This is a genomic window from Bradyrhizobium sp. SZCCHNPS1003 (assembly GCF_032381555.1).
In the GTDB taxonomy this organism is placed as follows: domain Bacteria; phylum Pseudomonadota; class Alphaproteobacteria; order Rhizobiales; family Xanthobacteraceae; genus Bradyrhizobium.
Genome location: NZ_JAUHIU010000006.1, coordinates 50,715 through 74,707 on the forward strand (window position 1 = coordinate 50,715; position 23,993 = coordinate 74,707).

The window sequence follows — 23,993 nt, forward strand, 5'->3', positions numbered from 1 at the left end:
GGCAGCGTTCGTCCCTGACAGCTGAATGGTTCATCATCTCAATACAGGCTCGTCCCACTACGACATCTCAATACGACTTGGGCAAGCCGAGGACCTTCTCGGCGATGAAGGACAAAATCAGTTGCGGGCTGATCGGGGCGATGCGGGGGATCAGGGATTCGCGCAGGTAACGCTCGACGTGATACTCGCGCGCGTAGCCGAAGCCGCCATGGGTCATCACCGCCTGCTCGCAGGCGTGGAAGCCGGCCTCTGCGGCGAGATATTTCGCGGCGTTCGCCGCCGGGCCGCACGCCATGCCCTGGTCGTATTGCCAGCCGGCCTGCAGCACCATCAGCCAGGCGGCTTCCAGCTCCATCCAGTTCTTCGCCAGGGGATGCTGGATGCCCTGGTTCTGACCGATCGGGCGATTGAACACGTTGCGCGTCCGCGCATAGGCGCTCGCGCGTGCCAACGCGAGATGACCGAGCCCGACGGCTTCGGCGGCAATCAGGATGCGCTCAGGGTTCATCCCATGCAGAATGTAGTCGAAGCCGCGCCCCTCCTCGCCCAGGCGATCCTCGGCCGGAATCTCGACATCCTCGAAGAACAGCTCATTGGAGTCGACCGGCTTGCGGCCCATCTTCTCGATCTCGTGGACCTTGATCCGATTGCGATCGAAATCCGTGTAGAACAGGCTGAGCCCATGGGTCGGCCGCTTCACCTCCTCTAGCGGCGTCGTGCGCGCCAGCAGCAGGATCTTCTCGGCGACCTGCGCGGTCGATATCCACACCTTCTGGCCGTTGACGATGTAGCGGTCGCCCTTGCGCACGGCGCGGGTCTTGAGCTGGGTGGTGTTGAGGCCGGTGTTGGGCTCGGTCACCGCGAAGCAGGCCTTCTCGCTGCCTTCGACGATGCCCGGCAGCATCCGCGCGCACTGCTCTTTGGTCCCGAACACGACGACCGGATTGAGCCCGAACACGTTCATGTGGATCGCCGAGGCACCGGACATGCCGGCGCCGGATTCGGCGATGCTGCGCATCATGATCGCAGCATCGAGAATGCCGAGGCCGGAGCCGCCATACTCCTCGGGGATGCAGATGCCGAGCCAGCCGGCATCTGCCAGCGCCTTGTGGAAGTCGAAGGGGAAGCCGCCCTCCTTGTCCTTCTTCAGCCAGTAGGCGTCGTCGAAATCAGCGCAGATTCTTGCCACCGCGTCGCGGATCGATTCCTGGTTGGCGGAGAGCGCGAAATCCATCGTCTCACTCCCTGGCTGGCGCCGGCATCGTCACGCCGTCGCGGATCATCGCATCGATCTCCTCGTCCGAGAAACCAAGCTCGCGCAAAATCTGCGCGCCATGCTCGTTCGGCCGCGCCGCCAGACGCTGCGGCTCGGCCTTGGTCTCGGACCAGGTCGCGGAAACGCGGGTGCTGCGGATCGGGCCTTCGGTCGGATGTTCGACCACGGGAAAGAAATCGGTCGCCACGAGGTGCGGATCGTTCAGCAGGCTTTCGAGGTCGTGCATCGGCATGACCGGCACGTCGGCGGCATCCAGCAGATCGGTCCATTCGGCCGTGGTGCGCGTCTGAAAGATGCGCGCGAGCTCGGCATAGACGAAATCGATGTTGGCGGCACGCCGGGCAAAGCTGTTGAACCGGTCATCGCCCCGCAGGTCGGTGCGGCCGGACGCCGTGAAGAATGCGTCCCATTGCTTGTCGTTGTAGACGATCACGCAGATATGGCCGTCGGCGGTCTTGTAGGGCCGGCGGTCGGGCGACAAATGCCGCGCATAGCCGCCCTTGTCGAGCGGCGGCTCGTAGGTCAGCCCGCCCATGTGGTCGCCCATGATGAAGGCCGACATGGTCTCGAACATCGGCACGTCGAGGCGCTGGCCGCGCCCGGTGCGGCCGCGATGCACGAGGCTGGCGCAGATGGCGCCGACCGCGGTCAGGCCGACGATGCGGTCGACCAGCGCATTCGGCACATAGCGCGGGGTGCCGTCACCGGCGACCGCCATCAGGTGCGACAGCGCCGCCCCACCCTGGATCAGGTCGTCATAGGCGGGCTTGGCCGCATAGGGACCGTCCTGGCCGAAGCCGAACACGCCGGCATAGATCAGCCGCGGATTGAGCGCGGAGACGACATCATAGCCGAGGTTCAGCCGCGCCATCGCCTGCGGCCGGATGTTGTAGAGCAGCACGTCGGCATCCTTGACCATGCGCAGCGCGGCCTCGCGGCCGGCCGTCTTCTTGAGGTCGAGGCAGATCACGCGCTTGCTGCGGTTGGTGTTGAGGAACACCGGGCCCATGCCGGGATGGTGCCAGGGGCCGATCTTGCGGGTGACGTCTCCTTCCGGCGATTCCACCTTGATGACATCTGCGCCGTAGTCGCCGAGCGTCTGGGCAGCATACGGCCCCATCAGCACGGTGGTCATGTCGATGACCTTGATGCCCGCAAGCGGTCCCATCGTGGCGTCGGCTCCCTCGATCCTTGTTGTCGCCAGAGCTAACGGCACCTGATGTTCCCTAGCAAGCGGGCCTGCGGGTATGGGGCCATGCGTCTGATCCCCCGCCGCAACATTCCGTGTCGCGGATCACGGACGAGGACCGCTGCGCTGCACCAGATGTTCCCTGCAGCGAGCTGCATTCTAGGATTCCATTTCAACGTTCAGGTGTGTCAGCATGCCGGTCCAACATCCAGAACACACACGAGGGAGAACGCTCTCATGACGCTCTATCAGGGCAAATGCTTCTGCGGCACGGTCGAGATCGAGGCCGACGGCGAGCCGGAGGCAATGGGCTATTGCCATTGTTCGTCGTGCCGGTCCTGGTCGGCCGGCCCGGTCAACGCCTTCACCCTGTGGAAGCCACAGAGCGTGCGGGTGACAAAGGGCGCCGATGCGATCGGCACCTACCACAAGACCGACATGAGCTACCGCAAGTACTGCACCAAGTGTGGCGGACATCTGATGACCGACCACCCGCCGCTCGGCATGATCGACGTCTATGCCGCGACGATTCCGACGCTGAAGTTCACGCCCGGCGTGCACGTCAACTACGCGGAAACGGTGCTGCCCATCAGGGACGGCCTGCCGAAGCTGAAGGATTTCCCGGCCGAGTTCGGCGGCTCCGGCGAGATGATGCCGGAGTAAGGCAAGGTCTGCTTCCAGCAACCACGCGAGCATCAGGGGCCTCGCGACAGGATCTGTCCGAGCTGTGCTGATCGAAGCCGCCCCCTTCGAAACAGAGGGCGCAGGGAAGGCCGGGTGCCGACTGGCACCCGTGGCCCCCGTGCGAAAGAAAGCACGGGGAGAGAACCACAGGTTCAGCCGGACCGACCCGGCCTTCCCTGCGCGATGGTTTTCACGCTTACTTCGCGATCTCCTCGGTGCACCGGCTTTTGGCCACCGTCGCCGTTGGGATCATCATGCCCCTTAGGCTTGGCATCAGCGTCGGGATGCCGGGACCACGCGACTTCACGTCCGCGCCATGCCGTTCGTCCGCGCAGACAAGCTACGCTGCGACACGTCGCGGCCACCGCCTCCCTGCCTCAACGTTCGTGACGATCGCGAAGCGCCCCTCGTGGCGAAGCAGGATGGCGGGAGTGAAACATATTTTCTGTAAAAACGAAACATGAATATTTTTCGCGCGGGGACTGGACAGGGCAAATCAGCCTGAAGGCACAAGCGAAATTCGCCGCTCGACGCAGCCATAGGCCCGAAGCCCGGATGACCGAAGCGATATCCGGGGTCACGCGAGCTGTGCGAATGAACCCGGGTGTCGCTTCGCTCACCCGGGCTGCGCGTTCTACGCCCGGACCTGCACCCCCTCCGCCGTCCGCTCCGGCGCCAGCTCGGGGGCGGCGTCGGGTGGCCTCGTATCCAATTCCTCGATCATGCCGCGCGCGATCTCGCGCTCGCCCATGATGACCTTGTCGGCGCCCAGCGACTTGAGATGATCGACCTCGGCATCGGAATGCGCCCGCGCCACGATGTGCAGCGCCGGATTGGCGGCGCGCGCCTGCTCGACGATCTGCCCGGCCTCGAACGCCTCGGGGATGGCGATGACCAGCGCGTGCGCCAGGGCCGGATTGGTCGCGCGCAGCACGTTGCTGCGCGCGGCGTTGCCCGTGATGGTCTCGACGCCGGCGCCTTTCAGTTGCTTCGGGATGTCCTCCGACGTCTCCACCACAAGGAACGGATGCCCGCGCTGCTGCAGCGCCTCGCCGACGAGGCGTCCGACGCGGCCATAGCCGACGATGATCGTGTGCTCGGTCAGTTGCGTCACCGGGATCTCGGCCGGCGGTGTTGCGGCCGGCGTCGAGGCATCGGCGCGGCGGCGCTCCAGCCGCGGCAGCAGCCAATCGAGCGCGGCGAACATCAGCGGATTGAGCATGATCGAGATGATGGCACCGGCCAGGATCAGGTCGCGGCCCGCTTTCGGCAGCAGGTTCGAGGCACCGCCGATCTCGGCGAGGATGAAGGAGAACTCGCCGATCTGGGCGAGGCTCGCGGAGATCGTCAGCGCCGTCGACGTGGGATGGCGGAATGCGATCACGATCAGGAACGCGGCAACCGACTTGCCGAACAGGATGATGAACAAGGTGGCGAGCAGCGGCCAGGGCTCGCGGATGACGCTTCCCGGATCGAACAGCATGCCGGCGGAGACGAAGAACAGCACCGCGAAGGCATCGCGCAGCGGCAGCGACTCCTGCGCGGCGCGCTGGCTCAGCGGCGACTCGCCGAGCATCATGCCGGCGAAGAAGGCGCCTAGCGCGAGCGACACGCCGAACAGTTTTGTCGATCCGAAGGCGACGCCGAGCGCGATCGCGAGCACGGCGAGGCGGAACAGCTCGCGCGAGCCGGTGTGGGCGATGTAGTGCAGGATCCACGGGATCAAGCGGCGGCCGACCAGCAGCATCACCGCCATGAACACGCCGATCTTGACGAAGGTCAGCAGCAGCACGCCGGTCAGCCCGAGGCCGAAGCGGGCGGCGAGCGGATCGGCGGCGGCGACGTCGCCATTGCCGTTCTGCAGGCTGGCAAAGGCCGGGATCAGCACCAGCGCCAGCACCATCGCGAGATCCTCGACGATCAGCCAGCCGACCGCGATGCGGCCACGCTCGGTGTCCATCAGCCGCCGCTCCTGCATTGCGCGCAGCAGCACCACGGTGCTGGCGACCGAGAGCGCGAGACCGAACACGAGCCCCCCGCCGATCGACCAGCCCATCGCCCAGCTCAAGGCCATACCCATCAGGGTCGCCACAGTGATCTGCACGATCGCGCCGGGCACGGCGATGGCGCGCACCGACATCAGGTCCTTGAGCGAGAAATGCAGGCCGACGCCGAACATCAGGAGAATGATGCCGAGCTCGGCCAGTTCGGTCGCCAGCGCCTGGTCGGCGACGAAGCCCGGCGTGAACGGACCGACGGCAACGCCGGCGAGGAGGTAGCCGACCAGCGGCGGGAACCGGAACCGCTGCGCGAGCGCTCCGAAGACGAAGGCCAGTCCAAGGCCGGCGACGATGGTCGCGATGAGGGGTGTGTCGTGCGGCATCTCAACTTGTTGCACAGGAGGCGCAGCGATGCACCGCGACCAATTGTGGCAGAGTTCCGCAACGCGCATGGGGATGGTGCACGGATGGCTGCGGAAATCGGTGGTGAATGGCGTGATCAGTTCCGTATGATCTGAAGCGAGCCATCACGGGGTGCCCTGTCCCAATGCCCGCCGATCTCGTCCAGACCTTTCGCGCCTTCGCCTATAACAATGCATGGGCCAATCACCGGCTGCTGACCGCCTGCGGCCAGCTCAGCGCCGAGGATTTCGCCGCCGAGCGCACGGGCTTTTTCCCGAGCCTGCAGCGGACGCTGAACCACATCTACATCATCGATCTGTTCTACATCGATGCGCTGGAAGGCGGCTGGCTCGGCCCGATGGCGTGGCAGAACGAGGTGCCGTTCCCGCGCCTGGCCGATCTTGCGAAGGCGCAGAGCGCGATGGACCGCCGGCTGATTGCGTTCTGCGAGGCGCTGACACCGGCGCGGCTCGACGTGAATGTACGCATCAACCGCGAGAGCCGCGTGCAGAACGAGCGCTGCGACCGCCTCCTGCTGCATCTGTTCCAGCACGACATCCACCACCGCGGCCAGGCGCATGCGATGCTGTCGAGCACGTCGGTGAAGCCGCCGCAGCTGGATGAGTTCTTTCCGGCGGATGACGCCTCGTTCCGGACGAAGGATTTTGCCGAGCTCGGCTTCAGCGAGGAAAAGGTCTGGAAGCCGTAGCCCGGATGAGCGCAGCGACATCCGGGGTCACACGAGCTGTCGCGATGGACCCGGATATCGCTGCGCTCATCCGGGCTACCAGAATGGCACCCTGGGGTGGGCAAAGGCGCTGCCACGCTCTCTCCACGCATGCGCTCGCAATGGCGCCGTGCCCACCATCCTGCTGATGCGCACGCCGCCCGACGGTGGGCACGCTGCCGCCTTCGGCGGCCGCTTTGCCCACCCTACCGCATCTCGCTCTTGGCCCACATCTCGCGTGGCAGCCGGTACATCACCTGCCGGCGCAGCGGACTGTCCGCCTCGACCCGCGGATGATCGAAATCGGACGCTTCGTCGCGGATCATGCCGAGCTTGCGCATGACGTTCTGCGAGGCGTAATTGGCCGGCGCGGCATAGGCGATGATCTCATCAAGGCCGAGCTCATCGAAGCCGAACGCGAGCGACGCGCGCGCTGCCTCCGTCGCGATCCCCTGCCCCCAGGCCGCGCGCGCCAGCCGCCAGCCGATCTCGACCGCCGGCGTGAACGGCGCGTCGAAGGTGACGCGGAACAGACCGGTGGCGCCGAGGAAAGTGCCGGTGGCGCGGTCTTCGACCACCCAGAAGCCGAAGCCGTGCGCGGCCTGATGGGCGATCTGGAAATCGATCCACCGGTCCGAGTCCTGCCGCGTTGGCAGCGCGCGGAGGAATTGCATCACGGCCGGATCGGCGGACATCGCCGCGAACGGCGCCCGGTCCTCGTCGCGCCACCCGCGCAAGGTCAGACGTTCGGTGGAGATGATCATGATAGGCAATCGGACCAGCGAATGACAAAGAGCTTCCGCATCGCGGAAGCTCTCCTGTATCACCGTCATTGCGAGGAGCGGAGCGACGACGCAATCCAGGGCAGCATGCTCGGCCCTGGATTGCGTCGCTTCGCTCGCAATGACGGAGGATGGACCTCGCCTACTTCGCCGGCTCCAGGATCGACACGTAGTTGGCCACCGCCGCACCGCCCATGTTGAAGATGCCGCCGAGCTTGGCGTTGGGGAGCTGCATGCCCTCGGGCGCCGTGCCGGTGAGCTGCATCGCGGTCATCACGTGCATGGAGACGCCGGTGGCGCCGATCGGGTGGCCCTTGGCCTTGAGGCCGCCGGACGGATTGACCGGCAGCTTGCCGTCCTTGAGCGTCCAGCCTTCCTTGATGGCGCGGGCGCCCTGCCCTTTCGGGGTCAGGCCCATCGCTTCGTACTCGATCAGCTCGGCGACGGTGAAGCAGTCATGGGTCTCGACGAAGGAGAGATCGGACAGCGTGACGCCCGCCTTCTCCAGCGCGCGCTGCCAGGCCACCGTGCAGCCTTCGAAGGCAAGGATGTCGCGCTTGCTCATCGGCAGGAAGTCCTGCGCGTGCGCGGTGGCGCGGACATTGACCGCCTTGGCGAACGACTTCGCGGTCTCGCTGTCGGCCAGCACCAGCGCGGCGGCGCCGTCGGACACCAGCGAGCAGTCGGTGCGCTTCAGGGGGCCGGCAACATAGGGGTTCTTCTCGCTCTCGGAGCGGCAGAACTCGAAGCCGAAATCCTTGCGCATCTGCGCAAAGGGATTGGCGACGCCGTTCTTGTGGTTCTTGGCCGCGATCAGCGCCAGCGCGTCCGACTGATCGCCGTATTTCTGGAAGTAGCCCTGCGCGATCTTGCCGAACACGCCGGCGAAGCCGCCGACGGTGTCGCCATCCTCCGGCAGGTACGAGGCCTTGAGCAGGTTCTTGCCGATCTCCGGGCCCGGTGTGCGCGTCATCTGCTCGACGCCCACGACCAGCACGATTTTCGCGGCGCCGGCAGCGATGGCACGGATGCCCTGGTGCACGGCAGCCGAGCCCGTGGCGCAGGCGTTCTCGACCCGCGTCGCCGGCTTGAAGCGCAGCGCCGGGTCGGCCTGCAGCACCAGCGACGCCGTGAAGTCCTGGGGCGAGAAGCCGGCGTTGAAATGGCCGAGCACGATCTCGTCGACGTCACCGGCCGAGATGCCGGCATCTGCGATCGCCTCGTTGGCGACCTTGACGACGAGGCTCTCGACGGTCTCGGCGTCGAACTTTCCGAACGGCGTATGCGCCCATCCGACAATGCTGGCGGTCATGATCTCTCTCCCGAATGTCTCCCTCTCCCAAAATGGCGCTTCGCGCCATTCAGGTCCAGGGCCTGGCGTTCTCAGGCCACGAACTTACCACCGAGTTCGTCCTCGATGTGAATCCGGATGATGTCGTCGAAGGTCTTTTCTTCCGTGGTGAAGCCGAGTTCGCGGGCCCGCTTGGCCTCGAAATTCCGCGGCCAGCCGTTGACGATGCCGATGATGAAGGGATCGGGAACCCGCTTGATGCGAGCCGCGACGTTATCGCCAGCGACGCGCCGGAGCGCGGCAATCTGCTCGCCCACCGTCGCCGACAGGCCGGGCATGGTGAGGTTGCGGCGCGGGCCGATCCGCGCGGTGTCCATGGTCGCGGCATGCAGGAGGAAGCCGACAGCGGAGCGCGGCGTCGCGTGCCAGTGCCGGACGTCCTCGGAAACCGGCAGCACGGCCTCCTTGCCGGCCAAGGGCTCGCGCAGGATGTTGGAGAAGAAGCCGGAGGCGGCCTTGTTGGGCGCGCCGGGGCGGATGCAGATGGTCGGCAGGCGGATGCCGACGCCGTCGAAGAAGCCGCGGCGGGAATAATCGGCCAGCAGCAGCTCGCCGATCGCCTTCTGGGTGCCGTAGCTGAGCAGCGGCGCATTGACGAACTCGTCGCCGATCGCGTCGGGGAACGGCGCGCCGAACACCGCGATCGACGAGGTGAAGACCAGCCGCGGCTTGTAGCCGTCGCCGATCAGCCTGACCGCGTCGAACAGCATCCGCGTGCCGTCGAGATTGATGCGGTAGCCCTTGTCGAAATCGAGCTCGGCCTCGCCGGAGACGATCGCAGCGAGATGGAAGATCACGTCCGGACGCGCGGCGACCAGCTTCTCGGCAAAACCTGCGACGGCGAAATCGCCGGCGATGGTCTCGACCGCGATGGACGTATCGGGCTTCGCCGGCGCCACGATGTCCTGCAGGGTCATGCGGGTGATGGCGGCCTCGCCGAGGCGGCCGTCGCGAACGAGCCGCTCGACCAGCTTGCGTCCGACCATGCCGGCGGCGCCGAGAACGAGAATATGCAAGGGAGTGCTCCTTCAAAATGTAGGGTGGGCAAAGGCGCATAGCGCCGCACCCACCGCAGCACCGGGTGATGCCGGACGACGGTGGGCACGCTTCGCTTTGCCCACCCTACGAAAACTGGTCGTCATTGCGAGGAGCGAAGCGACGAAGCAATCCAGAGTCTTCTCCATAGCTCTGGATTGCTTCGCTGCGCTCGCAATGACGGAACACGCGAATCTCGCCTACTCCTTCACCGCGCCGGTCATCGCCGACACATAATGCTCGACGAAGAAGGCGTAAAGGATCACGAGCGGCAGCGAGCCGACCAGGGCGCCGGCCATCAGCGATCCCCATTTGTAGATGTCGCCGTCGACGAACTCGTTGACGATCGCGACCGGCACCGTCTTGTTCGGCGTCGACTGCAGGAAGGTCAGGGCATAGATGAACTCGTTCCAGCACAGCGTGAACGAGAAGATGAAGGCCGAGATCAGGCCGGGCACCGCGAGCGGCACCACGATCTTGACCAGGATCTGCCAGCGGCTGGCGCCGTCGATCAGGGCGCACTCCTCGAGCTCGAACGGGATCGTCTTGAAGTAGCCCATCAAGAGCCAGGTCGAGAACGGGATGAGAAGCGTCGGATAGACCAGGATCAAGGACAGCGGCGAGTCGAACAAGCCGTAGGCCTGGATCACCGAGGCCAGCGGGATGAACAGGATCGACGGCGGCACCAGATAGGCGAAGAAGATCAGCACGCCGACGGTGTCGGCGCCCTTGAAGCGCAACCGAACGATCGCGTAGGCCGCGAGCACGGAGGCGAAGATCGACAGCGTGGTCGCGCCGACCGCGACGTACATCGTGTTCCAGAGCCAGCGCGGATACTGCGTCTCGAACAGCAGCTTGGAGATGTGCTTGAAGGTCGGATGCACCACCCAGAACGGATTGTACTTCTCCATGTCGATCAGTTGCTCGTCGGGTTTGATCGACGTCAGCCCCATCCAGTAGAACGGGAACAGCAGCACCACGAGGATGATGAACAGCGGCAGATACAGCGTGATCAGCCGGCGCGGCAGCGATTCGAGGTAGCTCATGCCCTCGGATTCGTCGGAGCCGGCCGTGGTGGGCGCCTTGGCGTGCAGCGTGGTGTCGGTCATTGGTCGGATCCTTGCTGCCATTTGCGCCGTTGCATGCCGAACCAGGAGATCGCGATCGCCGCCATCAGGAACGGGATCATGGCGGTCGCGATCGCGGCGCCCTCGCCGAGCCGTCCGGAGATGATGCCGCGCTGATAGCTTAGCGTCGCCATCAGGTGGGTGGCGTTGACGGGGCCGCCACGGGTGAGTGCCCAGATCAGCTGGAAGTCGGTAAAGGTGAACAGCACCGAGAAGGTCATGACGACTGCGATGATCGGCGTCAGCAGCGGATAGGTGATGAAGCGGAAGCGCTGCCAACTGGTGGCGCCGTCGAGCGTGGCGGCCTCATAGAGCGAGGGTGACACGGTCTGCAGGCCGGCCAGCAAGGTGATGGCGACGAACGGCACGCCGCGCCAGATGTTGGCGATGATGACGGAGGCACGCGCCCAGTTGGTGTCACCGAGAAAGTTGATGTTCTGAGTGATGACCCCGAGCTTGATCAGCGACCAGGAGATGATCGAGAACTGCGAATCGTAGATCCACCAGAACGCGATCGCCGACAGCACGGTCGGCACGATGAAGGGGATCAACACGATGGCGCGGATCATGGCCTTGAACGGCATGTGCCGGTTCAGCAGCAGCGCGAGATACAGGCCGATCGCGAATTTGATGGCGCTTGCCACGATCGTGTAGAGCAGCGTGTTGAACACCGACAGCCAGAAGATCGAGTCGTCCCACAGCCATTCATAGTTCTCGACCCCGACGAAGACGCCGGTGCGGCCGATCTTCTCGTCGGTGAAGCTCATCCAGACGCCGAGCCCCAGCGGATAGGCCAGGAACAGGATCAGGAAGGCCGCCGCGGGCAGCATGAACCACAGCGCAATGACATTGCGGTTGGTCTTGATGCGCACCCATGCCGAGGGCTCGCCGACGGCGGCGCCTCGCGGCAACGAGGTCTGAATGGTACTCATGGGTCGAGCAACTCCCTTCGAACCGTAGGGTGGGCAAAGCGTAGCGTGCCCACCGGCGTTCGGGACGGATAGAAAAGTCGTTCCGTCATTGCGAGCGAAGCGAAGCAATCCAGGGCCGAGCAAAGAAACTGGATTGCTTCGTCGCCTTCGGCTCCTCGCAATGACGACAGTCAGCAACCCGTATGGTGGGCACGGCGCGCGATAGATCGCGATCTCTCGATTCGATCTCGGCGCGCCTTTGCCCACCCTACAAGGTCGGCGATCTTCCTCAGCGGAAGATGCGCTTGGCGGAGCGCTCGGCGCTCGCCATCGCCGTCTTCACGTCCTCGCGGCCCGTGCAGTAGTTCGCGAACATGTCGACCAGGACGAAGTCGGCGATCGCGGCCGCAGCCGCCTCGCCGAGCTTGCCGAGACCGGCCGGCGTGGTCGCGGTCGCCGCGACCTCACGATACGGCGTGTTCTTCGGATCGACCGTCCAGATCGGGTTGGCGTCGTAGCCTTTGAGGAAATGCGACAGATAGCCCTGCGCCGCCTCGATCCACGGATTGAACTGCTCCGGCTCCAGCAGGAAGGCGGTGAACGCCTTGCAGGTCTGCGGGTACTTGGAGAAGTTGAACACCAGGATCGGGAAGCCCAAATGCATCTCGCGGGTCTTGCCGTCGAGGCCGGGCGGCAGATGCGCGTGGTTCATGTCCTCGGCGATCTGCGGCGCCTCCTTCTTGGCGGTGACATAGATCGAGATGCCGTTGACGGTCGCGTAGAGCTGGCCGGCGAGGAACGCCTTGTTGTTGGACGAGTCGTTCCACGACGCGGTGCCCGGCACGAAATTGTCGTACAGGCCCTTGACGTATTCGAGCGCCTTGGCGGTCTCCGGCGAGTTGATGACGACCTTGTTGTCCTTGTCGATCAAATTACCGCCGTGCGCCCACAGCGCCCAGTGCACCCAGCCATTGGCGTCGCCCGAGGCGTGGCCGAGCGCCATGCCGCCCGGCGTGCCGTTCTTGTTCATCGCCTTGAAGAACTCGGACAGGCCGGCGAGATCCTTCGGGAACTGCTTGAAGCCGGCCTTCTCGGCCGCCGAGATGCGGTAGTTGACGAGGCCGCCGGTGGCGGCCACCGGGATGCCGATCCACTTGCCGTCGAGCATGCCATAGGCCTTGCCCGAGTCGGTCCAGCCGCCGCACTTCTTGCCGAGGTAATCGGCGACGTCGGTCATGTCGACGCACTTGTTGGAGAACAGGAAGGGCAGCGTGTAGAGGCCCCACACCATGTCGAGCCCCTGCCCCGTATTGGCCGCGACCGAGGCCTTGGGCTGGACGTCGTCATAGGATTCGTTGGAGACGTTGATGGTGACGTTGTTGGCCTTCTGGAAGGCGTCGACGATCTTCATGAAGGCCACGTCCTCGGCCTCGACGAAGCGCTTCCAGCGCATCATGTTGATCTTGGCGCCGGGCTCCGGCTTGAAGGGCGAGGTCTGCGCCCAGGCCTTGGCGTAGCCGAGCAGGTCCTCGGCCGACATGGTCGCGGCAGCCGCCAGCAAGGTCGCGCCGCCCTTGAGCAGAGACCGTCGATCGGTGGGGAAATGAGCCATCTGAAGTTTTCTCCCGTTGAGTATTTTGCTTGTTTTGCTTGTTGTCAGTTCCGCGCCGTGCGGCTGGTCAAATTCTCCGGCCGCTGTCCTTGTCGAACAGATGCGCCGCCGACGCGCGCGGACGCAAATGGATCTTCGCCCCAGGATTGACCTCGTGGCGATCGCGGAACACCGCGATGATGTCCTGGGTGCCGATGCGGGCGACGATCTGCGTCTCCGAGCCGGTCGGCTCGACCACGACCACTTCGGCCTCGATGCCGTCATCGGCGAGTTCGAGATGCTCGGGCCTGACGCCGTAGACGACGGGGCGGCCGTCGGAGGCAGACGGCGCGGTGAGGATCGGCAGCCTGGCGCCGTTCTCGGTCTCGACATAGACCGAGCCGTTGGACTTGAGGTGGCCGTTGAGGAAGTTCATCGCCGGCGAGCCGATGAAGCCGGCCACAAACTGGTTGTCCGGCTTGTCGTAGAGATCGAGTGGCGAGCCCATCTGCTCGACGATACCATCATGCATCACGACGATCTTGTCGGCCATCGTCATGGCCTCGATCTGGTCGTGGGTGACGTAGACGGTGGTGGTCTTGAGCCGCTGATGCAGCTCCTTGATCTCGGTGCGCATCGCGACGCGCAGCTTGGCGTCGAGGTTCGACAACGGCTCGTCGAACAGGAACACCTGCGGATCGCGCACGATGGCGCGGCCCATCGCGACGCGCTGGCGCTGGCCACCGGAGAGCTGGCGCGGATAGCGGTCGAGCAGCGGCGTCAGCGCCAGGATCTCGGCGGCGCGCGCGACGCCCTTCTTGATGTCCTCGGGCCGTGCGCCGCGCAGCTTCAGCGAGAAGCCCATGTTGTCGGCGACCGTCATATGCGGATAGAGCGCGTAGTTCTGGAACACCATCGCGATGTCGCGCTCTTTCGGCTGCACGTTGTTGACGACGCGCTCTCCGATCGAGATGGTTCCGGCGGTGATGTTCTCGAGCCCTGCGAGCATGCGCAGCAGCGTCGACTTGCCGCAGCCGGACGGCCCGACCAGCACGACGAACTCGCCATCCTCGATCGGAATCGTCACGCCGTGCAGCACCTCGAATCCGCCGAATGATTTGCGCACGTCGCGAATTTGCACCGACGACATCAATTTCCTCCTCAAAGACCGACAGCATTGGCTGCTTGCCGGCGGCATTCTGACCGTTGTTCTCGGCCGTTTGATCAGGCCGCTTGTCGTTTTGTAGTCTTGGTCGTGCAGTCTTGTTTTTGGTGGCCTTGTTGTTGGCTCTGGTCGCTCCGACTGGATCTGAAACAAGGACCAGCTCGGCTGACATTGTCCGCAGTTCAGTTCGCTTCCGCAATGCCTCGCTTAGCAACCGCGTGATAGCGCTGTCAATATCGCTTGTGTACCAGACCGCCTATGCTATGAGCGAGGCATGGGACGGAAACGCATCGAGCCGGGCAAAGTCCGGCTGACCGAAGTTGCGGCACTGGCGGGCGTCAGCCCGATCACGGTGTCACGCTTCTTCCGTAATCCCGCCACGGTCTCGGCCGGCCGCCGCACGCGGATCGAGAGCGCCGCCAAGGAGCTCGGCTATGTGCCGAACCTCGCCGCCCGCGCGCTCGCTTCGCAGCGCACCGAAGTGATCGGCGTGCTGATACCGTCCCTCACCAACAACGTGTTCTCCGACGTGCTGCGCGGCATCTATGACGCGTTCGAGGGTAGCCGCTACAGCATCCAGCTCGCCAACACCCGCTACAGCGTGCTGCAAGAGGAACGCCTGTTGCGGTTGTTCCTGATGCAGAAGCCGGCCGGCTTGATCGTGACCGGTCTCGACCAGACGGCGGAGAGCCGGTCGATCATCCAGGCAGCGGACTGTCCCGTCGTGCAGATCATGGAGCTCGGCGCCGACCCGATCGACATGATGATCGGATTTTCGCATGTCGATGCCTGTTTTGCAGCCATTTCACACCTTCTCGCGCAGGGCTGCCGCCGCATCGGCTTCATCGGCGCCCGCATGGACCCAAGGGTGCAGCGCAGGCTGCAGGGCTATCAGAACGCGATGAAGGAGGCCGGCTTGTTCGACCCGCGTCTCATCGTCACGGCGCCTGTTCCGACCTCGACCACAATGGGTGGCAGCCTGTTCTCCGATCTGCTGATGAAGGCGCCGGATCTCGACGCGGTGTTCTGCGCCAATGACGATCTCGCCCTCGGCGTGCTGTTCGAATGCCAGCGCCGGCACATCGCGGTGCCCGAGCAGGTCGCGATCGTCGGCTTCAACGACATGGAATTCATGGCCGCGGCGGTTCCGACGCTCACCAGCGTGCGCACCAATCGCTACGAGATGGGCCGGCGCGCGGCAACGATGATCATGGACGCCGTCGAAGGGCGTCCCGTGGCGGAGCGCGTCGTCGATCTCGGCTTCGAGGTGATCGAACGGCAGAGCTCGACCTTGCAGCGCGCCGCCGCAAGTCCCCAGCCCGCGTCGGGGCGCGCTTCCGGAACAAAATGGTAGCGCAACCAAAGGCCATGAACTAGAACCACTCGAACCAACAACGACTTGAACGAAAGACGTAGGCGATCTTCGACAGCGGGCCGATGGCGCGCAGACGACGGACCGGCCTCGCCACGTTTGCACTGCGGGAGAAGACACATGACGAAGTCGAACGGGCATGCCGGCAACGGCGCTGACAAGAGCCGCAAGCTGCGCTCGCAGGCGTGGTTCAACGATCCGCACAATCCGGGCATGACCGCGCTCTATCTCGAGCGCTATCTGAATTACGGCCTGACCCGCGCCGAGCTGCAGTCGGGCAAGCCGATCATCGGCATTGCCCAGACCGGCAACGATCTCTCGCCCTGCAACCGCCATCACATCGAGCTGGCGCATCGCGTCCGCGAGGGCATCCGCGCCGCCGGCGGCATCGCGATGGAATTTCCGACCCATCCGATCCAGGAGACCGGCAAGCGCCCGACGGCCGCGCTCGACCGCAACCTCGCTTATCTCGGCCTGGTCGAAATCCTGTTCGGCTATCCGCTCGACGGCGTGGTGCTGACGACCGGCTGCGACAAGACGACGCCGGCCTGCCTGATGGCCGCGGCGACCGTGAACATCCCCGCCATCGTGCTCTCGGGCGGCCCGATGCTGAACGGCTGGCACGAGGGTCAGCGCACCGGCTCCGGCACCGTGGTGTGGAAGTCGCGCGAGCGGCTCGCCGCCGGCGAGATCGGCTATGAGGAGTTCATGGAGATCGTCGCCTCCTCGGCGCCGTCGGTTGGCCATTGCAACACCATGGGCACGGCATCGACGATGAATGCGCTGGCCGAGGCGCTCGGCATGTCCCTGCCCGGCTGCGCCGCGATCCCAGCGCCCTATCGCGAGCGCGGCCAGATCGCCTACGAGACGGGAACACGCATCGTCGACATGGTGTGGGAGGACCTCAAGCCCTCTGACATCCTCACCCGCAAGGCGTTCGAGAACTGCATCGTCGCCAACTCCGCGATCGGCGGCTCGACCAACGCGCCGATCCACATCAACGCGCTGGCGCGCCATGTCGGCGTCGAGCTCGACATCGACGACTGGCAGAAGTTCGGCCATGACGTGCCGCTGCTGGTCAACATGCAGCCGGCCGGCTTCTATCTCGGCGAGGAATTCCATCGCGCCGGCGGCGTGCCGGCCGTGATCGGCGAGTTGATGCGCCACAGGCGCATCCACGAGGACGTCATCACCGTCAACGGCCGCAGCATGGGTGAGAATTGCCGCGAGGCGCCGAAGCCCGACGGCGACGTGATCTGGTCCTACGACAAGCCGCTGGTGAAGGACGCCGGCTTCCTGGTGCTGCGCGGCAACCTGTTCGATTCCGCGATCATGAAGACCAGCGTGATCTCCAAGGAATTCCGCGACCGCTATCTCGTCAACCCGAAGGACCCCAACGCGTTCGAGGGCCGCGCCATCGTGTTCGAGGGTCCGGAGGACTATCACGACCGCATCGACGATGCGTCGCTTGCGATCGACGAGCACTGCGTGCTGTTCATCCGCGGCGCCGGGCCGATCGGCTATCCCGGCGGCGCCGAGGTGGTCAACATGCAGCCGCCGGCGGCGCTGATCAAACGCGGCATCCTGTCCCTGCCCTGCATCGGCGACGGCCGGCAGTCGGGCACCTCGGGCTCACCGTCGATTCTCAATGCGTCGCCGGAGGCCGCCGCCGATGGCGGGCTCGCTATCCTCAAGACCGGCGACCGCGTGCGCATCGACCTCAACAAGGGCTCGGCCAACATCCTGGTCTCGGACGAGGAGCTCGCGAAGCGGCGCGCCGAGCTGAAGGCCAAGGGCGGCTTCCCGCACCCCGCCAACCAGACGCCGTGGCAGGAGCTCTATCGCAACACGGTGGGCCAGCAGTCCACCGGCGCCTGCATGGAGCTCGCCACGCGCTATCACAACATCGCCGGTACCGTGGGTGTGGCGCGGCATAATCACTAGTCACAACGCACAAAGCCAACCACTGTCATTGCGAGGAGCGAAGCGACGAAGCAATCCGGAGTCCTCGTTCGGCCCCTGGATCGCTTCGCTGCGCTCGCGATGACGGAAGACATCAAATCGCATCTCCAGGGAGACCCCATGTCCGACCGTCTCAAGGGCAAGCGCGCCTTCGTCACTGCCGCCGCTGCCGGCATCGGCCGCGCCTGTGCCATTGCCTTCGCGCGTCAAGGCGCCACCGTATTCGCCACCGACATCGATGAGAACGGCCTGAACATGCTGAAGAGCGAAGGCATTGCCGAGGTCGCGACGCTCGACGTGCGCAACACCGCGGCCGTGAACGCGATGGCCGAGCGGGTCGGCAAGGTCGAGATCCTGCTCAACGCCGCCGGCTTCGTGCATAACGGCACCATCCTCGACTGCTCCGACGACGACTGGGATTTCTCGTTCGATCTGAACGTCAAGTCGATGCATCGCACCATCCGCGCCTTCCTGCCGAAGATGCTCGATCAGGGCGGCGGCGCCATCGTCAACATCGCCTCCGCCGCGGGCGTGTTCAAGGCGGCGCCGAACCGCTACGTCTACGGTGCGACCAAGGCGGCCGTGGCGGCGCTGACGCGCTCGGTCGCCGCCGATTTCGTGGGCAAGCGCATCCGCTGCAACTGCATCTGCCCGGGCACGATCGAAACGCCCTCGATGCTGGGACGCGCGGCCTCGGCCGGCCCGAACGGGCTGGAGATGTTCATCTCGCGCCAGCCGATGGGCCGGCTCGGCACGGCGGAGGAGATCGCCCATCTCGCGGTCTATCTCGCCAGCGACGAGAGCGCGTTCACGACCGGCGTCGCGCATACCATCGACGGCGGCTGGACGCTGTAGTTCTGCTCCGTCATTCCGGGGCAGCCCGCAGGGCTGAACCCGGAATGACGACAACAAAGATCGACCGGGGAAACATCATGAACCACATCGACCTTACCAACCGCTGCGCCGTGGTCACCGGCGGCGCGCAGGGCTTCGGCCGCGCCATCACCGAGCGCTTCAAGGCGTCGGGCGCGAAGGTCGCGATCTGGGATCACGACATCGCGCTGGCGGAGAAGACCGCGCAGGCGATCGGTCCGGAGGTGCTGGCGCTGCAGGTCGACGTCACCGACACCAAAGCGGTCGAAGGCGCGCGTGACGCGACGCTGGCCGCGTTCGGCGGCATCGACATCCTGGTCAACAATGCCGGCATCGCCGGCATCAACAAGACGGTGTGGGAGACCGATCTCGAGGAGTGGCGCAAGGTGCTGCGCATCAATCTCGACGGTCCCTTCATCTGCGCCAAGGCGATCGTGCCGGTGATGCTGAAGCAGGGCTATGGCCGCATCGTCAACATCGCCTCGATCGCCGGCAAGGAGGGCAACCCGAACGCTGCGCACTACTCGGCGTCCAAAGCCGGCCTGATCGCGCTGACCAAGTCGCTCGGCAAAGAGCTGGCGCAGCACAACATCACGGTCAATGCGGTGACGCCCGCCGCGGCGAAGACCGCCATCTTCGACCAGATGACGGAAGCGCACATCAATTTCATGCTGTCGAAGATCCCGAAGGGCCGCTTCGTGCTGGTCGAGGAACTGGCCGCGCTGGTGTCGTGGCTCGCCTCGGAAGAATGCTCGTTCTCGACCGGCGCCGTATTCGACATTTCCGGCGGCCGCGCGACTTATTAGTTTGGTTAGTTTGGTACGTCCCATGTGTAGGGTGGGCAAAGGCGCCGTCGCAGACGGCAACGTGCCCACCATCGGCTTTCGCCCATCAGGACGGTGGGCACAGCGCGCGGGAGATTTTGCGAGAACACAGGGCATGACTGCCTCGCGCCTTTGCCCACCCTACACGTCTCGCTGACGACACGGATTTCTGACCCATGGAGCTTGCCTGATGACCCACCACGGCGGCTGCTTCTGCGGCGCGGTGCGCTTCCAATGCACCGGCGAGCCGATCAACGTGCGCGTCTGCCACTGCCGCAACTGCCAGCGGGCGACGGGCGCGCCGTTCTTCGCCCGCGCGCTGTTCGCGCACGACGCGCTGACGATCACCGGCGAAACCGCGCGCTTCCCCTCCTCCGACGCGCTCGACCGCATGTTCTGCCCGCGCTGCGGCGTCAGGCTGTTCTCATGGCGCAACACGCGCGCGGTGGTCGGCGTGGCCCTGGCCTGCTTCGACGACCGCAACGCCTTTGCCCCGACCGAGCACATCTGGGTCTCGGAAAAGATGGATTGGGTGCAACTCAACGACGGCCTGCCGCAATTTCCGGAGAATCCCGCGTAGCATCGGGGAACCATCGTGCCTATGTAGGGCCGTAACGCGTCCGGAACCCCGATCCTTGAACATCTCCCTCTACGGCATCTCCGTCTGGATCCTGCCGATCATCATTGCCATCACCTTTCATGAGGCCGCTCACGCCTTCGTCGCCTGGCGCTTCGGCGACGACACTGCGTTGCGACTCGGTCGCGTCAGCTTCAACCCGCTCAAGCACATCGATCCGTTCGGCACCATCCTGCTGCCGGGCATGCTGCTGCTGTCCGGCTCGCCGTTCCTGTTCGGCTACGCCAAGCCGGTGCCGGTCGATTTTCGCAATCTGCAGCCGCTGCGGGCCGGCATGGTGATGGTGGCGCTCGCGGGCCCGGCGACCAACATCGCGCTGGCGCTTGCGGCCGGACTGGCGTTCCACGCCCTGCCCCTGGTTCCGCCGGAGGCTGCCCGGTGGGTGGCCAGCAATCTTTGGAATATTTTCTCGTTCAACATCCTGCTCGCCGTGTTCAACATGCTCCCGATACCGCCGCTGGACGGCGGCCGGGTCGCGGTCGGCCTGCTGCCGTCGGTGCTGGCGCGGCCTTTTGCCCGGCTCGAGCCCTATGGCATGCTGATTCTGATCGGATTTTTGATCCTTCTGCCGCTGGCGGGTTCCCAGTTCGGTCTCAATCTTGATCTTGTGTCGGGGCTGCTCCGCGCCACGACCGATTCTCTGAAGCAGCTGCTTCTGTTATTGACGGGTAACGTCTAAATCTACCCGTCAGGGATGGTAACGAACGAGCCCCGAGGCACTCTTGGTCAAAGCCGCCGACATGATGATCGCACGCCGCGCCGACACCCGCGCCCGTGCCGATTTCGCGACCTGGAAGATGATCGCCAAACTGAACGGCGCCTCCGGCCTGCCGCCGGCGGCGCAGGACTTCCTGGCAAGCTACAAGACCCGCCTCGGCGACATGTCGGAGGACGAGGCCACCGAGGCCACCATCCGCGAGATGTACAAGGCCTATTATGCCGAGATGGGCGGTGGCGGCGCCCCGCCCGAAGTCAAGCCGGTCGCCGCCGAGCCGGTGACCGACAACGTCACCGCCTTCCGCAAGCTGCCGCCGAAGCCGAAGGCCGCGCAGAGCGGAACGACCGCTCCGCGCAAGCTGCCGGTCGCGCTGATCTTCGCCGCGCTCTGCGCGGTCTATGTCGGGGTCAGGCTGTATTGGCAGTGAGGTCGGCCAAAGCCCATGCCCTCATTTCGGCGGGTTGAACTTGACCGGCAGGATGAAGGAGAATTCGTCGTCGGTGAGGCCCGCGGGAGGCTTTGGCACGGGATCCGAACGGCGGACCATGCTGACGGCGGCCTGATCGAACTCCGGATCGCCGGACGTTTCCCTGACGTCCACCGAGACGACACGGCCGAGCCGGTTGAGCACGAGCGCCAGCTTGAGCTGGGCCGCAACCTTCTTTCCGGATGGATACTTCTTGTGCAGTTCGAAATAGGCGCTGATCTTGCGGCCCCAATTGGCCGTCAGCCTTTGCACGTCCTTGCCGATGCCGGCATTCGGCGCTTTGGTCTTCTCGGCTTCAGGAACCTTCTCGTCCAGGGCCTTGCGCGCCGTGTCCTCGGAGGCTTCCTGCGCCTCTGATGCCTGTGTCTGGACCGTCGCGACCCTCTGCTCCTCGGTCGGCTTCTTCACGTCGGAGGTCGTGACCTCGCGGTCGGCCTCCTCGGTCGTGGTCGGGACATCCTTCTGGAGATCAGTCTGCTCGACCTCGGCCTTCTGCTCCTGCATCTGCGGAGCGGCGGTCTGCGCCACCGAGTCCTGTCCGACCGGAACCTCGTCGTTCTCGACCTTCGGCGAGCCCATGTCGATGTCGATGACCTCAGCGCCTGCCGCGCCGAGGCCGCCGGCGTCCTCGTCGTCCTTCAGATGCGTCAGCGCCAGTGCGGCGCCGCCGACATGCAGCATCAGCGCGCCCATGATGGCCAGAAACCACAGACGGCGCGAGGGGGAGTGCTCGATGTCGAGGTCGCTCATCACAAGCCAGCGCCCCTCACGGCTGCGCGGGCTGGGCCGGCGGCACCTGGGCGGCCGCGGCAGGCGGCGCTTCCAGCGCCACCAGCTTGATCTTGGTGTAGCCGCCGGCGCGCAGCAGCTCCAGGACTCCCATCAGCTCGCCATAGGGCACCAGCTTGTCAGCGCGCAGGAAGATCGGCCGGTCCTTGGGCTGATCGGTCATGGCGTCGAGCTCGCGCACCAGGTCGACGCGTTTGACCAGGTTTTCCCCGATCGCCAGCGACAGGTCCGGCTTGATCGAGACATAGGTCGGCTTGTCCGGCTTCTTCTGCGGCGTGGCGCTGGAGGACGGCAGGTCGATCGGCAGGTCGACGGTCGACAGCGGCGCCGCCACCATGAAGATGATCAAGAGCACCAGGATGACGTCGATGAACGGCGTCACGTTGATGTCGTGGGTCTCGTCGAAATCGTCGTCGAGATCGCCTTCGGAGAGCGAAACGGCCATCGCCTGCTACTCCGCCGCGCGCACGTGAATGCCGACCTGGCTGCGGTCGAGATCACGCGACAGCAGGCGGCCGGCGGCGCCCGATGCGCGGTTGACGAGCTCGAGATAGCCCTTCGTCACGCGCGAAAAGTGATTGTAGATGATGACGGCCGGGATCGCCGCGGCAAGCCCGATCGCGGTCGCCAGCAGCGCCTCGGCGATGCCCGGCGCGACCACCGCGAGGTTGGTGGTCTGCGATTTGGAAATGCCGATGAAGCTGTTCATGATGCCCCAGACGGTGCCGAACAGCCCGACGAAGGGCGAGATTGCGCCGACCGTGGCGAGCAGGCCCATGCCGACGCGCACGCGCCGGGCCTCGGCACGCACGATCTCGGTGAAGCTCGAGGCCGCGCGCTCCTTGATGCCCTCATCGCTGTTCAGCCCTGCCGACAGCCGGGCCTCCGATATCGCCGCCTGCAGCAGTACCGCCGCAACGTTTCTTCCATGGCCGAGCGCGAGCTGCGCTTCCGCCAGCGACTTGGCGCCGGTGAGCTTGCGCAGCGCGCCGAGCAGCCGCCGGCGCAGCACGGAAAACTCGATGCTCTTGGCAATCAAGATCGCCCAGCTCGCGACCGAAGCCAGCGCCAGCATGATCATGACCGCTTTGACGACCATGTCGGCCTTGAGGAACATGCCGAGTGGCGACAGCTCGTCGAGTCCGGTGGCAACCGACTTGCCGCTTCGGGTGCCGCTCTCTGCGCCGGCCGGCGCAGCGGCCGTCGGCGCGGCCTGGACCGATGCCGGTGGTGCCATCGTGTGTGCCGTGCCCGGCGCCGGCGCGGACGGATCGGTCGAGACCGCCGGGGCGGACCTGGCCGGCTCCTGCTGCGCATATGCAGGTAGCCCCGCAGCAACAGACAGACATGACAGGACGATTGCAAACCTAACGAGGAACGATGTCATCATATCTCGGCCCATTAGACCTCGGCCCATTGCCGGATCAGATTGTGATAGATGCCGGTCAGCTTGACAGCATCGGGATCGTCCCTCCCGAGGCGTTCCGCCAAGCTCTGGATCGCCGTGTCCAGATCGAAGATCATGCTCCGGACGTGGGCATCCCGTATCATGCTCTGCATCCAGAAAAAAGAGGCGACCCGGGCGCCGCGCGTGACCGGCGTGACCATGTGAAGGCTCGATGACGGATACAGCACCGCGTGCCCCGCGGGCAACTTGACTTCGTGCGAGCCGTAGGTGTCCTCGATCACAAGCTCGCCACCATCATATTCGTCGGGCTCGGCGAGGAACAACGTCATCGACAGGTCGGTGCGGATGCGCAAGCCGGTGAGCGGATCGCCGCGCACGGCGTTGTCGACATGGATGCCGAAATGATCGCCGCGCGAGGCAGTGTAGCGGTTGAACAAGGGCGGAAAGATCTGCAGCGGGATCGCCGCCGACAGGAAGCGCGGATTTCTCGTCAGCGCCGTGATGATGCGCTGGCCCAGCACCCGCGCCGCGTCGCCGTCGGGCGGCAACTGCTCATTGCGCTTGACCATGGCCGACTGCGCCCCGGCCGTCAAGCGGCCGTCCTCCCACTCCGCTTTATCCATGATGCGGCGGAAGTCGGCGACCTCGTCTTTCGACAGAACGTCGGGGATGCAGATCAGCAT

General features: G+C 65.2%; 23 protein-coding genes. 9 read left to right on the forward strand and 14 right to left on the reverse strand.

From position 1 onward, the window contains the following. Positions 1–67: 67 nt before the first annotated feature. The gene (locus tag QX126_RS11575; protein ID WP_315781044.1) at positions 68–1,234 is read right to left on the reverse strand and encodes an acyl-CoA dehydrogenase family protein; all 1,167 of its coding nucleotides are present in this window, start codon (positions 1,232–1,234) and stop codon (positions 68–70) included. 4 nt (positions 1,235–1,238) lie between these two features. Further along, on the reverse strand, positions 1,239–2,444 hold the full coding sequence (locus tag QX126_RS11580; RefSeq protein WP_315781046.1) for a CoA transferase: 1,206 nt from the start codon (positions 2,442–2,444) through the stop codon (positions 1,239–1,241). A 258-nt stretch (positions 2,445–2,702) separates the two neighbouring features. Here QX126_RS11580 and QX126_RS11585 point away from each other — a divergent pair, with 258 nt between their 5' ends. Beyond that, positions 2,703–3,128 (forward strand): GFA family protein, encoded by a 426-nt coding sequence (locus QX126_RS11585; RefSeq protein ID WP_315739144.1) that lies wholly within the window; start codon positions 2,703–2,705, stop codon positions 3,126–3,128. Positions 3,129–3,783: 655 nt separating this feature from the next. Here QX126_RS11585 and ybaL read toward each other — a convergent pair. Then, complete coding sequence (gene ybaL, locus QX126_RS11590; protein WP_315776862.1) at positions 3,784–5,532, reverse strand: YbaL family putative K(+) efflux transporter; 1,749 nt, start codon at positions 5,530–5,532, stop codon at positions 3,784–3,786. 164 nt (positions 5,533–5,696) lie between these two features. On the opposite strand from ybaL, the gene QX126_RS11595 reads away from it, so the two are divergent. Further along, positions 5,697–6,260 carry a DinB family protein gene (locus tag QX126_RS11595; protein ID WP_315739713.1) on the forward strand — a complete coding sequence of 188 codons (564 nt, stop codon included), beginning with the start codon at positions 5,697–5,699 and terminating at the stop codon, positions 6,258–6,260. 224 nt (positions 6,261–6,484) lie between these two features. Here QX126_RS11595 and QX126_RS11600 read toward each other — a convergent pair whose 3' ends face one another. The 7 genes from QX126_RS11600 to QX126_RS11630 form a co-directional block, all read right to left on the reverse strand. Beyond that, positions 6,485–7,042: a GNAT family N-acetyltransferase gene (locus QX126_RS11600; RefSeq protein WP_315781048.1), complete on the reverse strand. Its 558-nt coding sequence runs from the start codon at positions 7,040–7,042 to the stop codon at positions 6,485–6,487. A 160-nt stretch (positions 7,043–7,202) separates the two neighbouring features. Beyond that, the gene (locus QX126_RS11605) at positions 7,203–8,372 is read right to left on the reverse strand and encodes an acetyl-CoA acetyltransferase (RefSeq protein WP_315739710.1); all 1,170 of its coding nucleotides are present in this window, start codon (positions 8,370–8,372) and stop codon (positions 7,203–7,205) included. Positions 8,373–8,443: 71 nt separating this feature from the next. Next, the gene (denD, locus tag QX126_RS11610) at positions 8,444–9,427 is read right to left on the reverse strand and encodes a D-erythronate dehydrogenase (RefSeq protein ID WP_315739709.1); all 984 of its coding nucleotides are present in this window, start codon (positions 9,425–9,427) and stop codon (positions 8,444–8,446) included. 219 nt (positions 9,428–9,646) lie between these two features. Then, entirely contained in the window at positions 9,647–10,555 is a 909-nt protein-coding gene (locus tag QX126_RS11615) for a carbohydrate ABC transporter permease (RefSeq protein WP_315739708.1), read from the reverse strand. Beyond that, entirely contained in the window at positions 10,552–11,505 is a 954-nt protein-coding gene (locus QX126_RS11620) for a sugar ABC transporter permease (protein WP_315739707.1), read from the reverse strand. The genes QX126_RS11615 and QX126_RS11620 overlap by 4 nt, the downstream gene beginning before the upstream one ends. A gap of 268 nt (positions 11,506–11,773) precedes the next feature. Beyond that, positions 11,774–13,096 (reverse strand): ABC transporter substrate-binding protein, encoded by a 1,323-nt coding sequence (locus QX126_RS11625; protein WP_315739706.1) that lies wholly within the window; start codon positions 13,094–13,096, stop codon positions 11,774–11,776. 67 nt (positions 13,097–13,163) lie between these two features. After that, positions 13,164–14,225: a sn-glycerol-3-phosphate ABC transporter ATP-binding protein UgpC gene (locus QX126_RS11630; RefSeq protein WP_315776865.1), complete on the reverse strand. Its 1,062-nt coding sequence runs from the start codon at positions 14,223–14,225 to the stop codon at positions 13,164–13,166. 289 nt (positions 14,226–14,514) lie between these two features. On the opposite strand from QX126_RS11630, the gene QX126_RS11635 reads away from it, so the two are divergent. The 7 genes from QX126_RS11635 to QX126_RS11665 all read left to right on the forward strand — a co-directional run bounded on the left by QX126_RS11635 (position 14,515) and on the right by QX126_RS11665 (position 21,053). Further along, positions 14,515–15,594 (forward strand): LacI family DNA-binding transcriptional regulator, encoded by a 1,080-nt coding sequence (locus QX126_RS11635; RefSeq protein ID WP_315739704.1) that lies wholly within the window; start codon positions 14,515–14,517, stop codon positions 15,592–15,594. Between the two features lie 138 nt (positions 15,595–15,732). Then, positions 15,733–17,556 carry an IlvD/Edd family dehydratase gene (locus tag QX126_RS11640; RefSeq protein WP_315757942.1) on the forward strand — a complete coding sequence of 608 codons (1,824 nt, stop codon included), beginning with the start codon at positions 15,733–15,735 and terminating at the stop codon, positions 17,554–17,556. Positions 17,557–17,694: 138 nt separating this feature from the next. After that, positions 17,695–18,429, forward strand: a complete 735-nt coding sequence (locus tag QX126_RS11645; protein WP_315739702.1) for an SDR family oxidoreductase — start codon at positions 17,695–17,697, stop codon at positions 18,427–18,429. Positions 18,430–18,506: 77 nt separating this feature from the next. After that, positions 18,507–19,253, forward strand: coding sequence for an SDR family NAD(P)-dependent oxidoreductase (locus QX126_RS11650; RefSeq protein WP_315776868.1), 747 nt, complete (start codon positions 18,507–18,509; stop codon positions 19,251–19,253). 208 nt (positions 19,254–19,461) lie between these two features. Next, positions 19,462–19,851, forward strand: a complete 390-nt coding sequence (locus QX126_RS11655; protein WP_315739700.1) for a GFA family protein — start codon at positions 19,462–19,464, stop codon at positions 19,849–19,851. Positions 19,852–19,906: 55 nt separating this feature from the next. Beyond that, positions 19,907–20,587 carry a site-2 protease family protein gene (locus QX126_RS11660; protein ID WP_315781049.1) on the forward strand — a complete coding sequence of 227 codons (681 nt, stop codon included), beginning with the start codon at positions 19,907–19,909 and terminating at the stop codon, positions 20,585–20,587. Between the two features lie 61 nt (positions 20,588–20,648). Continuing rightward, positions 20,649–21,053: a hypothetical protein gene (locus tag QX126_RS11665; RefSeq protein WP_315739726.1), complete on the forward strand. Its 405-nt coding sequence runs from the start codon at positions 20,649–20,651 to the stop codon at positions 21,051–21,053. Between the two features lie 21 nt (positions 21,054–21,074). Here QX126_RS11665 and QX126_RS11670 read toward each other — a convergent pair whose 3' ends face one another. From QX126_RS11670 to QX126_RS11685, 4 genes are read right to left on the reverse strand one after another with little or no spacing between them, the layout of a single operon-like run. Next, positions 21,075–21,863, reverse strand: a complete 789-nt coding sequence (locus tag QX126_RS11670; RefSeq protein ID WP_315776870.1) for a TonB family protein — start codon at positions 21,861–21,863, stop codon at positions 21,075–21,077. A gap of 16 nt (positions 21,864–21,879) precedes the next feature. Continuing rightward, positions 21,880–22,347, reverse strand: a complete 468-nt coding sequence (gene exbD / locus QX126_RS11675; protein ID WP_315776871.1) for a TonB system transport protein ExbD — start codon at positions 22,345–22,347, stop codon at positions 21,880–21,882. Between the two features lie 6 nt (positions 22,348–22,353). After that, a complete protein-coding gene (gene exbB / locus QX126_RS11680) occupies positions 22,354–23,292 on the reverse strand; it encodes a tonB-system energizer ExbB (protein ID WP_315781051.1) in 939 nt (312 codons plus the stop codon). Positions 23,293–23,303: 11 nt separating this feature from the next. Continuing rightward, positions 23,304–23,993 carry a Fe2+-dependent dioxygenase gene (locus tag QX126_RS11685; protein ID WP_315781053.1) on the reverse strand — a complete coding sequence of 230 codons (690 nt, stop codon included), beginning with the start codon at positions 23,991–23,993 and terminating at the stop codon, positions 23,304–23,306.

Coding starts and splice junctions, on each gene's coding strand:
- QX126_RS11615 (WP_315739708.1), bottom strand. CDS start 10,555: ATGACCGACACCACGCTGCACGCCAAGGCGCCCACCACGGCCGGCTCC.
- QX126_RS11640 (WP_315757942.1), top strand. CDS start 15,733: ATGACGAAGTCGAACGGGCATGCCGGCAACGGCGCTGACAAGAGCCGC.
- ybaL (WP_315776862.1), bottom strand. CDS start 5,532: ATGCCGCACGACACACCCCTCATCGCGACCATCGTCGCCGGCCTTGGA.
- QX126_RS11685 (WP_315781053.1), bottom strand. CDS start 23,993: ATGCTGATCTGCATCCCCGACGTTCTGTCGAAAGACGAGGTCGCCGAC.
- QX126_RS11605 (WP_315739710.1), bottom strand. CDS start 8,372: ATGACCGCCAGCATTGTCGGATGGGCGCATACGCCGTTCGGAAAGTTC.
- QX126_RS11595 (WP_315739713.1), top strand. CDS start 5,697: ATGCCCGCCGATCTCGTCCAGACCTTTCGCGCCTTCGCCTATAACAAT.
- QX126_RS11630 (WP_315776865.1), bottom strand. CDS start 14,225: ATGTCGTCGGTGCAAATTCGCGACGTGCGCAAATCATTCGGCGGATTC.
- exbB (WP_315781051.1), bottom strand. CDS start 23,292: ATGATGACATCGTTCCTCGTTAGGTTTGCAATCGTCCTGTCATGTCTG.
- exbD (WP_315776871.1), bottom strand. CDS start 22,347: ATGGCCGTTTCGCTCTCCGAAGGCGATCTCGACGACGATTTCGACGAG.
- QX126_RS11655 (WP_315739700.1), top strand. CDS start 19,462: ATGACCCACCACGGCGGCTGCTTCTGCGGCGCGGTGCGCTTCCAATGC.
- QX126_RS11585 (WP_315739144.1), top strand. CDS start 2,703: ATGACGCTCTATCAGGGCAAATGCTTCTGCGGCACGGTCGAGATCGAG.
- QX126_RS11600 (WP_315781048.1), bottom strand. CDS start 7,042: ATGATCATCTCCACCGAACGTCTGACCTTGCGCGGGTGGCGCGACGAG.
- QX126_RS11625 (WP_315739706.1), bottom strand. CDS start 13,096: ATGGCTCATTTCCCCACCGATCGACGGTCTCTGCTCAAGGGCGGCGCG.
- QX126_RS11580 (WP_315781046.1), bottom strand. CDS start 2,444: ATGGGACCGCTTGCGGGCATCAAGGTCATCGACATGACCACCGTGCTG.
- QX126_RS11665 (WP_315739726.1), top strand. CDS start 20,649: ATGATGATCGCACGCCGCGCCGACACCCGCGCCCGTGCCGATTTCGCG.
- QX126_RS11635 (WP_315739704.1), top strand. CDS start 14,515: ATGGGACGGAAACGCATCGAGCCGGGCAAAGTCCGGCTGACCGAAGTT.
- QX126_RS11645 (WP_315739702.1), top strand. CDS start 17,695: ATGTCCGACCGTCTCAAGGGCAAGCGCGCCTTCGTCACTGCCGCCGCT.
- QX126_RS11650 (WP_315776868.1), top strand. CDS start 18,507: ATGAACCACATCGACCTTACCAACCGCTGCGCCGTGGTCACCGGCGGC.
- QX126_RS11670 (WP_315776870.1), bottom strand. CDS start 21,863: ATGAGCGACCTCGACATCGAGCACTCCCCCTCGCGCCGTCTGTGGTTT.
- QX126_RS11620 (WP_315739707.1), bottom strand. CDS start 11,505: ATGAGTACCATTCAGACCTCGTTGCCGCGAGGCGCCGCCGTCGGCGAG.
- QX126_RS11575 (WP_315781044.1), bottom strand. CDS start 1,234: ATGGATTTCGCGCTCTCCGCCAACCAGGAATCGATCCGCGACGCGGTG.